This is a genomic window from Hafnia alvei (assembly GCF_034424155.1).
In the GTDB taxonomy this organism is placed as follows: Bacteria; Pseudomonadota; Gammaproteobacteria; order Enterobacterales; family Enterobacteriaceae; genus Hafnia; species Hafnia alvei.
Genome location: NZ_CP139992.1, coordinates 2,760,837 through 2,773,234, shown reverse-complemented (window position 1 = coordinate 2,773,234; position 12,398 = coordinate 2,760,837). Strand labels below are relative to the sequence as shown.

At 36.7% G+C, this 12,398-nt stretch carries 10 protein-coding genes; 9 read left to right on the top strand and 1 reads right to left on the bottom strand.

The annotated features are described in order from the left end of the window. The first annotated feature begins 30 nt into the window (after positions 1 to 30). Complete coding sequence (gene dcuC / locus U0008_RS13095; RefSeq protein WP_025798173.1) at positions 31 to 1,389, top strand: anaerobic C4-dicarboxylate transporter DcuC; 1,359 nt, start codon at positions 31 to 33, stop codon at positions 1,387 to 1,389. Positions 1,390 to 1,467: 78 nt separating this feature from the next. On the opposite strand, the gene U0008_RS13090 is transcribed toward dcuC, so the two are convergent. Continuing rightward, positions 1,468 to 3,051: a TerC family protein gene (locus U0008_RS13090; RefSeq protein WP_025798175.1), complete on the bottom strand. Its 1,584-nt coding sequence runs from the start codon at positions 3,049 to 3,051 to the stop codon at positions 1,468 to 1,470. A gap of 543 nt (positions 3,052 to 3,594) precedes the next feature. Between U0008_RS13090 and U0008_RS13085 the strand changes: the two genes are divergently transcribed. The 8 genes from U0008_RS13085 (at position 3,595) to U0008_RS13050 (ending at position 12,397) form a co-directional block, all read left to right on the top strand. After that, positions 3,595 to 4,488 carry a GNAT family protein gene (locus tag U0008_RS13085; protein ID WP_043493912.1) on the top strand — a complete coding sequence of 298 codons (894 nt, stop codon included), beginning with the start codon at positions 3,595 to 3,597 and terminating at the stop codon, positions 4,486 to 4,488. Next, positions 4,488 to 5,396, top strand: a complete 909-nt coding sequence (locus U0008_RS13080) for a glucosamine inositolphosphorylceramide transferase family protein (RefSeq protein ID WP_043493910.1) — start codon at positions 4,488 to 4,490, stop codon at positions 5,394 to 5,396. The genes U0008_RS13085 and U0008_RS13080 overlap by 1 nt, the downstream gene beginning before the upstream one ends. A gap of 234 nt (positions 5,397 to 5,630) precedes the next feature. Then, a complete protein-coding gene (locus tag U0008_RS13075) occupies positions 5,631 to 6,869 on the top strand; it encodes an oligosaccharide flippase family protein (RefSeq protein ID WP_072008175.1) in 1,239 nt (412 codons plus the stop codon). Continuing rightward, positions 6,866 to 8,023, top strand: a complete 1,158-nt coding sequence (locus U0008_RS13070; RefSeq protein ID WP_121626056.1) for a CDP-glycerol glycerophosphotransferase family protein — start codon at positions 6,866 to 6,868, stop codon at positions 8,021 to 8,023. Before U0008_RS13075 ends, U0008_RS13070 begins: the two co-directional genes overlap by 4 nt. Continuing rightward, on the top strand, positions 8,024 to 9,184 hold the full coding sequence (locus U0008_RS13065) for a hypothetical protein (RefSeq protein WP_121626055.1): 1,161 nt from the start codon (positions 8,024 to 8,026) through the stop codon (positions 9,182 to 9,184). It begins immediately after the preceding gene. 59 nt (positions 9,185 to 9,243) lie between these two features. Next, positions 9,244 to 10,341: a glycosyltransferase gene (locus U0008_RS13060; RefSeq protein WP_043493824.1), complete on the top strand. Its 1,098-nt coding sequence runs from the start codon at positions 9,244 to 9,246 to the stop codon at positions 10,339 to 10,341. Between the two features lie 66 nt (positions 10,342 to 10,407). Continuing rightward, positions 10,408 to 11,427 carry a glycosyltransferase gene (locus U0008_RS13055; RefSeq protein WP_043493822.1) on the top strand — a complete coding sequence of 340 codons (1,020 nt, stop codon included), beginning with the start codon at positions 10,408 to 10,410 and terminating at the stop codon, positions 11,425 to 11,427. A 13-nt stretch (positions 11,428 to 11,440) separates the two neighbouring features. Beyond that, entirely contained in the window at positions 11,441 to 12,397 is a 957-nt protein-coding gene (locus U0008_RS13050) for an NAD-dependent epimerase/dehydratase family protein (RefSeq protein WP_043493820.1), read from the top strand. Position 12,398 lies beyond the last annotated feature (1 nt).

The following is a 12,398-nucleotide window of genomic DNA, read 5'->3' as shown; positions in this document are numbered from 1 at the left end:
ATTTAAAGCAATACCTATAGAGGCTTTTATATGATTGAGTTGTTAATTGGTGTCATCGTGGCGACGGGGGTAGGTCGATACATCATCAAAGGCTATTCGGCTACCGGAGTATTAATGGTTGGTGGGATCCTACTGCTGATTATTAGTGCTTTGATGGGGCACCAGATATTACCGGCGAGCGCAAAACCGACAGGGCTGAGCGCAACTGACATTGTCGAATATATTAAAGTCTTGCTGATGAGCCGTGGTGGCGATTTAGGCATGATGATTATGATGCTCTGTGGATTTGCCGCCTATATGACCCATATCGGGGCGAATGATATGGTGGTGAAACTGGCATCTCGTCCTTTGCAGTACATCAATTCTCCCTATTTATTGATGATTGCGGCGTATTTCGTTGCTTGTCTGATGTCACTGGCCGTTTCTTCGGCGACAGGGTTAGGTGTATTGCTGATGGCGACGCTGTTCCCTGTGATGGTGAACGTTGGGATTAGCCGAGGTGCTGCGGCCGCGATCTGTGCATCACCGGCAGCGATCATACTTGCACCAACGTCAGGCGACGTGGTGCTGGCTGCCAAAGCCTCTGAAATGCCGCTGATTGATTTTGCGTTTAAAACCACGCTTCCCATTTCTATTGCAGCCATTATTTGCATGGCGATTGCTCATTTTTTCTGGCAACGTTATTTAGACAAAAAAGAAAATGTCTCTCATGAAATGCTGGATGTGAGTGAAATTAAAACCAACGCACCTAGCTTCTACGCCTTGCTTCCATTTACGCCTATTCTGGGCGTTTTAATTTTTGACGGCAAATGGGGTCCAGAGCTACATATCATTACCGTTCTTGTGATTTGCATGCTTGGCGCAGCAATCATTGAATTCCTGCGCGGCTTTGATGCGCAGAAAGTCTTTGTGGGGCTGGAAGTGGCATATCGCGGTATGGCAGACGCTTTTGCTAGCGTCGTAATGCTCTTAGTTGCAGCAGGCGTTTTTGCTCAAGGGCTAAGCACCGTGGGCTTTATCAGCAGCTTGATAGATTTAGCACAGTCGTTTGGCACCGGTGGAATTATCATGATGCTGGTTCTGGTAGTGATTACCATGCTGGCTGCAATGACCACAGGATCTGGCAATGCGCCTTTCTACGCGTTTGTGGAACTGATCCCTAAACTTTCAGCTCAGATGGGCGTCAATCCTGCTTATTTGACGATACCCATGCTACAGGCATCTAACCTAGGCCGTACATTGTCACCTGTTTCTGGTGTGGTGGTTGCCGTGGCGGGGATGGCAAAGATCTCTCCGTTTGAAGTGGTGAAGCGTACTTCTGTACCTGTGCTGGTTGGACTGATTGTGGTTATAGTTGCAACTGAAATCCTGGTTCCTATTCATTTGTAATAACAGTTATATATTACAGATACACAAAAGCGGGCAAAGCCCGCTTTTTTAATCGATAAATATTATCCGAGACGTAATTTAGACTTCATAATCATCGTCAGGCACCGCAAGGGGCGTGATTTTAATTTTCAGGATCCTGTGGCTGTTAATTTCTAACGGCTCGAACATATAATCACCAATTCTAATTTGCTCACCCACGTTCGGAATGCGCTGCAGATACTCCATCAACAAACCCGCTAGCGTGTGGTATTCGCGCTTCTCATCGATTGGCAATGGCATATAAAGCACTAAGTCCTCCAGCGGCATATAGCCGTTGGCGATCCACGTGCCATCGTCGTTTTGCTGGATATCATGGCGCGGGTCGATGTCTTCACCGGCAACAGGAAGATTACCGGCAATGGTCTCCATGACGTCTGTCAGCGTGACTACGCCCTCAACGGAACCAAACTCATCAACCACAAAGGCAAAGTGAGTCTGCGCCTGCCTGAACTGCTCTAAAGCCATCAACAACGACACGCCTTCAGGGAAAATCAGTGGTTGCTTCACCAACGCCCTAAGATCGAGTTTCTCGCCTTGCAGCTGTTGCCTCAGCAGGTCGATGACATGAATAACGCCCAATGGTTCATCGGCGGCATTATCATCGGTTACTACAATGCGCGTATGCAGGTTTTTTTGTAATAGTTCATCCAGCTTACTTTGCGGATCGCTGAGGTCCAACTGCTCCACATCGTGGCGGGATGTCATTATGCTACTCACGGTGCGTTGTGCCATGCCTAACACGCGCTCGATCATCATGCGTTCTTGCGGAATAAACAGGTCGGCCTCACCGCGATTATCGGCAATTAGGCTGGACGTATTGGCATCGAGCTGTGCTTCTTCATGTTTGCCACTCAACAAGCGTAAAACGGCTTCAGCGGTGCGCTCACGCAGTGGGCGTGATGACGAGAGGAATCGTCGCCGGTTATATTGAGAAAGCTGATTCAAGACTTCGATAATTACTGAGAAACCAATCGCTGCATACAGATAGCCTTTCGGAATCAGATAACCGAAGCCTTCAGCGACTAAGCTAAAGCCAATCATCAGCAGGAAGCTCAAACACAGAATGATGATAGTGGGATGGGCATTCACAAAATTGGTTAGCGGTTTACTGGCAAGCAACATCAGGCTGATGGCAATACATACGGCTGCCATCATAACGGCAAGATGTTCAACCATGCCCACGGCGGTGATAACTGAATCCAGTGAGAATACTGCATCAAGCACCACAATTTGGATCACCACTGGCCAGAACTTGGCGCCTTTGCGCTGGTTGTGGCTCTCATGGTCTTTGCCCTCCAGCCGCTCGTTCAATTCAACGGTGGCTTTGAAGAGTAAGAATATCCCACCAGTCAACATAATCAGATCGCGAGCACTAAAGCCGTGCCCGTTGAGGGTCAGGATTGGCTTGGTTAGCGTTGCCAGCCAAGAAATGGACGCCAGCAGCACAAGGCGCATCACGAGCGCCAGCAATAAGCCAACGATACGCGCTTTGTCACGCTGTTGACGAGGTAGTTTCTCTGCCAAAATCGCAATAAAAACTAGGTTATCAATACCTAGCACAATCTCAAGCACGACCAGTGTTGCCAGCCCTGCCCAAATAGTCGGATCGGCGATCCATTCCATACGCTTCGTTATACCTTCAGAGTTGTTACAATTATTCTCAGAGAATGATCGGTGGTTAGAGCGATAAATTCAAGTGCAAGCGTGCAAAGGGCTTGCACTAACTATGGATATTCAACAAAAAGTTCAATTTGTATGTCAATTTGTGCATTTCTAAAACAGCTAAACTTTTTGTGCATATTTATCCTTGTATCAGGCCGCTAGAAGTATGAGAATTAGCCCGCACTGAAAAGTGTAAGAAATAGTGAGAATAGTGAAAGTTCCTAAAAAGGGACTGGATTAAGAATTATCTGAGGTGGGGGCATCCGACAGGAGTGTACCCTGCCTGCAGCCACATAAGGCCTACATCGCCGCGAGTTTTAGCAGTGCATTGGTAGCTGACGAGCCAAGGGCGGTAGCGTGGGTGAGGTTTTTGTAACTATAGAGGATTTAAAATTATAAAGGCTGAATATGCCTATGTTAATGAGTATCGCGTTCAGATAAATTTGAATAGCCTTTAGGCCTTAACACATTAAATAAAATATCTAGACTAAGTCAGGAGGACAGATGGTTATTTCATTAGAAAATGTCAATGAGGATTTAATCTCTGAGTTAAAACGCTTTTATCTCTGTTATTACTCACCAGATAACCGGTTTTTTAGTGATGGATATCTTTCATGGATGCTTTTAAATAACCCTCATGGTGTAGGCATTAGTGTTAATGTAAGACTAGAGGGCGATATCATATCTAATATGTTCTTAATACCAGTTGAGCTTATAAAATATGGAAATGTTAAACTAGCTTACTATGTTGTAGATGTTCTCAGCCATCCAAATCATCGAGATAAAAATCTTTTCATCAAAATGATACGTAGTGCTGTGAAAATGGCTAAAGATAATGAAAGGTGTTTGATCGGTCATCCAAATTCAAACGCGTTACCTGGTTGGAAAAGAGCAAAAATGTCTTTTCAGCCTAATTTTAACTCATATATATCAAGGCCTGGAGTTAATAGACATAAAAAAAATGTTTACTCACGCTCACAGATTAGTGAAAAGGATAGGGAAGACATCTCATTATTGATTAAAAAAAACAACAAGCTGACAATAAATTCCAGCGTGGAATTTATTGCTTGGAAATATATTGATTGTCCAAGTAAAAAATACAAAATTGAGTTTTTTTATAATAAATCAAGCCTTATCGGGGTTATTGTTTCTTATAAGGTCAAAGGCTTAATCGATAGGGTTGTACACTTTATGTATGACGATCAGTATATAAGAGAGATTATTTGCTCTACTATCATACCAAAAATATTTTCTTTCGCTGATACGTGTCAGCTAGCAAGTATTGATAAGTTGTTTTTTAATACTCGAATTGGTTCTTCTGTAAATTATTTTTTCACCGATTATAGTCATGATTTAGATAATGGCTCTAATATAACTTACGCTGCATGTGATAATTGATGATTAATGTTATTAATAAGTATCTATATAAAGCTTTTGGTCAAGATGTATGGCGGATTGGAGTTTCTAATACATCTTTTTTGAAGTTTATTTCTGAGGGGGAGCTATCGATTAAGTGGCTAGAAATAAATAAAAAAAATGACTACGAGGCAGATCCATTTGTTTTTGAAATGAATGGAATGGCCTACATTGCATTTGAAAAATTTCGTTATACGCATGGTAATGCGAAGATTCATTGTGTAGACATTAACGGAAAAGAGTATAATTTTTTTAGTGAAATAAATAAAGTCAAGGGTCACAAATCATTCCCATATATATTTCATGATGGTTGTAATGTATATTGCATACCAGAAACGTCAGATTTAAATGCAATTCTTTTATATAAATTTAATAATGAAAAAGCTAAGTTTATTTTAGAAAAAAAATTACTCTTAAATGGAGAGTTTATTGATTCTTTCGTGTATGAGCATAACGAAGTTTATTATCTTTTTACATCTAGAGTTACCACACCATATCGTTTAGAACTTTATACAGCAAGCAGTTTATATGAAGAGTTTAAGAAACATACTAGCTCACCAATAACAGACGATGCTTGTCATGGAAGAAATGCTGGGGGGATAATTAAGGAAAATGACTCGCTCTATCGAGTCGCTCAAAATTGCAGTAAAACATATGGTGGTTCAATTAGTATCAGAAAGATTGAAAAATTAGCCCCTGACGCTTACCAAGAAGTAAGTTTCACTGAAATAGAACCATTACCACCATATAGTAAAGGCATACATACGTTGTCTTATATTAATAACATGGTTGTAATTGATGGTAAATGTGAAAGGTTTAGCATGAAAAACCTTTTTAGAAAGGTTATGTACAAGAATTTAAAGAAAAATGGAATTGAAATTGATTTTTAATTTAATGAGGTTTAGAGTTACTTTCATTATATAGCCTTTGAATTAACTCAACTCACGTTATAAAAGAGATAAATGAGTTATAAATACTTCAATTTTTAAATGAAATTAAATTTTCTGACAAATTTCGCATCGTAACAAATTTATAATTACGTATTTTATTCTTTAGATGCGATCAATGTCTCTTAGATATAATATTGTGTTTTATAAAAGTGACTCTGCTAGAGGTTGAGCAAATTGACTAGATCAGTTGTAGGGAAAAATATTTTTTATATGGCTCTAGTTCAATGCGCCAATTATATAGTTCCTCTTGTGATGTTACCGTATTTATCAAGGGTTATTGGTGTTGACGGTGTCGGAGTTTTAGCAATGGCATTGTCAGTGTGTGCAATTGCTGTGATCTTTACAGACTTTGGGTTTGCAATTTCATCGACAGTTTGGATTGCTAAAAATAAGGATAAATGGAAACTTTTAGAAAAATACGTTACAGCCATATTTTGTATAAAAATTATCTTTATATTTATAATATCAATTGCGATTTTTATTTATACAACAAAGTTTGGAACTGATGAAAATAAGTATAAAGTTATGGGTGTCATAGTTTCAGCAACTGTTTTTTTTCAAGCATTTCAGTGTACATGGTTTTTCCAAGGTTTGGAAAAAATGAAAAATATAACCATCTGTACCGTAACTACCAAAATGAGCTATTTGTTTTTAGTCGTTGTATTTGTAAAATCTCATGGTGATGAGGTTGTTGCTTTGATCTGTTTCTGCATAAGCAATTTAATTTCAACTGCACTGTATCTGTATTTAATGAAACATGAAGGTTTTAAATTTAGACAAGTATCTAAGCTACAGATTTTTAAAATATTTAAAGATAATTTGCCATTTTTCTATTCAAGAGTCGCAGTAGGGATTTATTCCAATGCAAGTACATTTATTGTTGGCAGTCAGGCTGGAGTAAGACAGGCCGCATTCTATTCAAGCTCAGAGAAACTATACCAGGCATCGATCAGCCTAACATCACCGATTAGCCAATCTTTATATCCACATTTAGCGAAAACAAAGGATATAAAGACACTGATTAAATTTATGGCTGTATTATTACCACTTATGGTCATTGGGGTGATTATATGTGTAATAAATTCTACATATATTATTACTCTTATATATGGCCAGGATTTTCAGTCTGGCTCAGAAATATTTAAATATTTTATTGTCATATCTGTCATAAGCTTTATCAGCATTAACTTTGGTTACCCTGCTTATTCTACAATAGACCGATTAGATATAGTGAATAAAAGTGTGATTTTAGGTGGAGTAATACAATTATTATTGTTGGGTGTATTGTATCTCACAACAAATATAAATGGGCTAAATGTAGTTAAGTCATTACTTATTTCCGAATCATGCGTGTGTATGTTTCGTGTATTTATGTTTTATAGAACATCAATGGCTATGAGATTAGTTAAATGAATATTTTAGTTAGGATTTTTGTCGCTATTCTTGATTTTTTTGTTATTAAAAACAAAAAAAAAATTGCCTTTCCTTGTATTAATGATAATGAATGGCGTGGGAATTGTGCATTTTTACATAAATATATAGACTATAATTTAAAGAAGGATTATACAGTATACGTGCTATGTGGAAAGAAAAGTATGCTGTTAATTGATTCCGATACAAAGGAAAATGCAGTTTATATTTATAGTTTTCGTGGTATTTGGCATTTACTTACTTCTGGCATCGTTATCTATCACCATGGCCCTTTAGCTGGTTTGATTCCTCTAACTTCTTTTAGACGTTTGAATTATCATATTAACCACGGGATTCATTTTAAAAAAGTAGAGCTAGCTTTAGATCCACACTCAGAAGAGTTAAAAAATCATAAGTCATTTGTTAAAACAAAATGGTTTTGTAAACATCATGCAGTTTCGTCTCATGTAGATGCATTAGCCTGTTGCGCATATTATCATGTGTTACATAGTAATATACATGTTACAGGTATCCCTAGAAATGATATTTTTTTTAATGAAAATAAAAATGAACTACCCAATTACATTAATGATGACATTAAAAAAATATCAGAAATCGCTTTAAGAAAAAAAATAATTGTATATGCCCCAACGTGGAGAAGTTCTGGAGGCGCATATACATTAACTTTAGATGATGAAAATTTACTTGCGATTTTTTTAAGAGAAAATCAGGCTGTATTTTTTTACGCAGGTCATCCTTATCTTAAAAATAGAATAATACCAAACATTGATGGTGTATATGATTTTAATATTATGTTTACTGATATACAGCCGTTATTGAAATATGCAGATGTTCTAATCACAGATTACTCCAGTATATGGATAGATTTTTTGCTAACAAAAAAACCCATCGTAGGATTTCACTACGACTACAAGTTTTATAAAGATGATAGGGGATTTCTTTATGATTTTTCTAGTGTATTTCCTGGCCCTATAGTGTCTGATTTTAATACATTATTATTGGAACTGAAAAATCTCTTAAGTGGTGATTTTACTGTTAACAATAAATATAATATTTCCTTGAGTATTTTTCACGAGCATTTTGATGGTCAGAATTGTAGGCGTATTACTGATAGTATTATTAAAGAGTCGAGATAAATGAGAGAGAATAACAAATTGTCAACCTCTTCTTATTTTTTACTGACTTGTTTGCTACTGATCTCAAATATGCAAACAACGAGCCCTTTTTCTTTATATTTTTTATGCATATTTGTATTTGGATTTTTATCCTTGTGTTTTCTTTTAATCAATAAAAAAATAAATACAGAACTGTTAGTGTGCTCTTTGATACTGATCTCATTTTTAATATTTATTACTATACTGCAAATTAAAAATTATGCTTCATATGAGGGCTTAACTGCTATAATTATTAGCAGGTTGGCTCTTGCTGTGTATTGGGGGGGGCTAGTGGGGCTTTCTTTAGGTTGCATATCAAATGTAAGTTCTTCCTCAATGTCTAAAGTTGTGAACTTTGTCATATTTATAATGTCAGTTTTTATTTTCATTCAAATTGCCTCACATTATTTTCTTGGCTTAAATATTGATTTTTCACAAATGACAGGGGGGGGGTTATCTAGAAGTTATTATGGTGAGGTATATAGGCCTAGTGGTTTCCTACCAGAGCCTGCAGTGTTCAGCGGGCATATGTGTGCTTTACTTGCATTGTCATTATATTATAATAAGAAATTAAATTTTTATTTTTATTTCGGTACACTTGCTGTTTTAGGCACACTATCGACAGTTGGGATAATTTTGTGTGCATGCCTTTATATTTCATTTATTATGTCAGTAAAGAATAATTTATTCTCATATATTATCTTCTTTTTATTTATTCTCCTTTTCTCCATTTTCATATTTCCTTCCTTAGCAGATAGATATGAGCTGTTTATAAATGGTGTTGATTCAAGCAATAATTTAAAGATAGATGCGATTAAAAATTTCTTTGGTGATAAGGATATATTTCTTTATGGCTACGGTGTAATTGGTCGAGATCATCCATTACTTCCACCATACTTCGAGGCTATTAAAGATGTGACAATATTTGGTGCTATTTTTTCTGTTTATGGTGTTGTTTTGGGGGCTGTTGTATTTTTATTGTTCGTTGTTGTTTTTATCAAATCAAGCTTGTCATTTAGGAGTAAAATAATATTGACGATACCTTTAATGAAGTTGTGTACTCCTAGTTATGCTTTTTTCTTTATTTATCTAGCAATTTATTTTTTAATCCTGAATTCGAAGCCATCTCAATTTGTAAAATAAGCATTGTGTGATTTGACATTATCAGTAGTTCAACTATTTCTATATGTAGCGAGTTTTTTGTGAAAATATTATATATCATCACTGGACTAGGGATGGGCGGAGCAGAACGCCAGTTGTGCGATGTATCTGATGAGTTATCTCATCTCAAACATGAGATTATTATTATCAGCCTTACTGGGGAAAATATTAATAAACCGGTCGATGATAATATCAAGCTAATAAACTTACAAATGGAAAAAACTTTTTTTGGTTTTTTGAAAGCATACTCAAAAGCTCGAAGGCTGATAAAGGATTTTAAGCCCGAAGTCGTCCATAGCCATATGGTCCATGCAAATTTATTTGCTCGATTACTGCGTATAACACTTAAAATCCCTAAACTTATATGCACTGCACATAGCAACAATGAAGGCGGGAGGCTTAGAATGTTAGCTTACCGCCTAACAGACTTTCTTGCTGATTTAACAACTAATGTTAGTCCAAATGCTGTCAATTCCTTTATTGAAAAAAGAGCATCTAAAAAAGGAAGAATATGTTCAATCAGCAATGGTATTAATACTAACAAGTTTGCATATAACCAGTTTTTTAGAGATGAAAAAAGAAGAGAACTGAGCTTGGAAAACTCGACGCCATTACTGTTATCTGTAGGGCGTCTGACAGATGCAAAAGATTATCCAAATTTATTAAAAGCTTTTTCTATGCTAAGTCTTCCTATTTCACCACATTTAGTAGTAATTGGGTCTGGAGAATTACAGACTACTCTTAAGACGATTTCGAGAGAGCTTGGTATTGATGAGCGTGTTCATTGGCTAGGATTGAGGACTGATGTTGCAGAGTGGTATTCGGCGTGTGATCTATTCATTTTATCGTCTAAATGGGAAGGTTTTGGTTTGGTAGTTGCCGAGGCTATGTCATGTGAGCGACCTGTTGTTGTAACTAATGCTGGAGGGGTTGCAGATATCGTAGAAAACTCTAGTTTTATTGTTCCTACGGAAAATAGTGAAGAACTTGCTCTTAAAATAACTGAAGTTATTGGCCTGTCCAATATTGAATTAGAAAATATTTGTTATAAAAACAGACAACGTATTATTGATAATTTTTCTATTACTGAAGTTTCTACGAAATGGTTATCAATTTATAAAAAGACCTTCATAAGATAAGTGTTGGTTTTCTGATATTAATTAAAACGACTATTTGCCCAATAATCTAATATATGATAGGTTTATATGAAAAATTTGGTGTTTGTTATTACAAAATCAGAAATTGGTGGTGCCCAAACTTGGGTATATGAACTTACCAAACTCCTATCAGAACAGTATAATATTTATCTAATCACATCTTCAGAAGGATGGCTAACGGATAAATATCCAAACAATAATGTTAGTATAATCCCCTCATTGGCAAAGATGAGTGGTTTCACTTCTATATATCATATTTCTAGGGAACTACGTAGGTTTCGTGCAGATATAGTTATATCTAGTTCAGCTAATGCAGGGATTTTTTCAAGACTTTCAAAGCTATTTTACAAACACAAACATATCTATGTTTCACATGGTTGGTCTTGTATTTATAATTCAGGTAAATTTAAGAAGGTTCTCTGCATGATAGAGCGCGGCCTATCTATGCTTGCTGATAAAGTTCTGTGTGTATCTGATGGTGATTTAGAGAAAGCACGGAGTATAATAAGAATTGATAAAAAGAAATTGGTTGTGATAAGGAATTCTATATCACCATTACCAGTGAAGGAAATAACACACTTACCTCTTAAAATAGTTTTTGTCGGACGTATGACATATCCTAAACGTCCAGAATTATTGGCCGAGGTGGTCGCAGAAAATAAATTTGTTGAACTATATTTTGTAGGTGGAGGAGAATACCTATCTGACTTAATAACAAGGTTCAAACACTGTGATAACATTTTTTTTGCAGGAGAGGTTCCAGAGTTTAATAATTATTTTGAATACGATATTTTTGCCTTATGCTCTGATAGCGAAGGGTTGCCTATGTCTGCGATTGAAGCAGGAAGTTCGGGTTTGCCATTATTGCTTAGTGATGTAGGGGGGTGTCGTGAGCTGATATTTGATGGTTTGAATGGGATTGTATACCAAAATTCTAAAGAATCTCTAAGTTATGCTTTGCAAAAAATAGTTAATAATTATGATGAGTATAGAAAAAATGCATCATTTGTAATGTGTGAGTTTGATATAAACAGAAATAAACAAAATTATATAGACTTAATTGGATAAGTAGGTAAGTGGTATGATAGCTATCATAGGTGGTTCTGGTTTTATTGGAAGTCGTTTGTCATTCTCATTGGCCTCGGCTGGTTTGAGCTTTCGAATTGTTGATATAAACAAAAGTATGTCTTTCCCTGATAATTGGGTGTTCGGCGATGTTACAAAACCTGACACATTGACTTCAGCGCTTAGCGGTAGCGATATTATCATTAACCTTGCCGCGGAGCATAAAGATAACGTTAGCCCAATTAGCCTTTATTATGATGTAAATGTTCAAGGTGCAAAAAATGTTTGCGATACAGCAGAAAAACTAGGAATAAAACATATTGTCTTTACATCATCTGTTGCTGTTTATGGTTTTGTAGAGAAAGAAACAGGTGAGGATGGTGAGTTTCATCCGTTCAATGACTACGGTAAGTCAAAGCTTGAAGCCGAGCATGTATATGATGCATGGCAAGCCAAGGATGCTGAACGAGCATTAGTAACAATTCGACCAACCGTCGTATTCGGTGAAAATAATCGAGGTAATGTTTACAATTTATTCCGGCAGATTGCCTCAGGTAAGTTCTTAATGATTGGCGCAGGCAATAATCAGAAATCTATGGCTTATGTTGAAAATATTGCTGCGTTCTTAAGGTTTGCTACAACATTTTCGTCCGGTCGACATGTGTTTAATTACATAGATAAGCCTGATTTTACAATGAATGAACTGACTGATGTTATCTGTACGGCCTTGCATCGGAAAAAGAATAATATTCGTATCCCATATACAGTTGGTATCACTGGGGGATATTGTCTAGATATTCTGTCGAAGATCACCGGAAAAGAATTCCCAGTGAGTAGTATCCGTGTTAAAAAGTTTTGTGCTCGTACTCAATTCAAGTCTAACAATATTGCTGCAACAGGTTTCGAGGCTCCAGTGACTCTTGAACAAGGAATTGCGAATACAGTACGCCATGAATTCTTGGAAAAACACTAAA